At 77.4% G+C, this 584-nt stretch carries 1 protein-coding gene and 1 pseudogene; both read left to right on the top strand.

Going from position 1 to position 584, the window contains the following annotated elements:
• Positions 1-444: dihydroxyacetone kinase subunit DhaL (gene dhaL / locus B7767_RS34835; protein WP_085575577.1), on the top strand; the 444-nt coding region annotated here is incomplete at its 5' end.
• Positions 437-584 (top strand): annotated as a pseudogene (locus B7767_RS34830) (PTS fructose transporter subunit IIA); the annotation flags it as partial. The gene dhaL and the pseudogene B7767_RS34830, both read left to right, overlap by 8 nt.

The following is a 584-nucleotide window of genomic DNA, read 5'->3' as shown; positions in this document are numbered from 1 at the left end:
GACAGGGGCCCCCCCGCCACTCCCGGGGCGGTGCTGACCCAGGCCGGACGGCTGCTCATCTCGACGGTGGGCGGTGCGTCCGGTCCGCTGTACGGGACGCTGCTGCGCCGCACCGGCAAGGCGCTCGGGGACGCCGCCGAGGTGGACGGCCGGCAACTGGCCGAGGCGCTGCGCGCCGGGGTGGACGCGGTGCGGCAGCTCGGTGGTGCGGCACCGGGCGACAAGACGATGATCGACGCGCTGGTGCCCGCGGTGGACGCCCTCGGCGACTCCTTCGCCGCCGCGCGCGACGCCGCCGCCGAGGGTGCCGTGGCGACGACTCCGTTGCGGGCGCGCAAGGGCAGGGCCAGTTATCTGGGTGAGCGCAGCATCGGGCACCAGGATCCGGGGGCCACGTCGGCGGCGCTGCTGATCGCCGGACTCGTGGAGGCCGGCGGTGAGTGACGGGAAGCTGGTGGGGATCGTACTGGTGTCGCACAGCGCGGCGGTGGCCGCGTCGGTGGCGGAGCTGGCGCAGGGGCTGGCGGGCGCCGGTGGGGCGGTTCCCGTGGCGCCGGCGGGCGGCACCGAGGGCGGCGGGCTGG

This window comes from Streptomyces sp. 13-12-16 (assembly GCF_002114215.1).
In the GTDB taxonomy this organism is placed as follows: Bacteria; Actinomycetota; Actinomycetes; order Streptomycetales; family Streptomycetaceae; genus Streptomyces.
The sequence above is the reverse complement of the archived record's forward strand: the minus strand, read 5'-3'. Positions and strand labels throughout refer to the sequence as shown.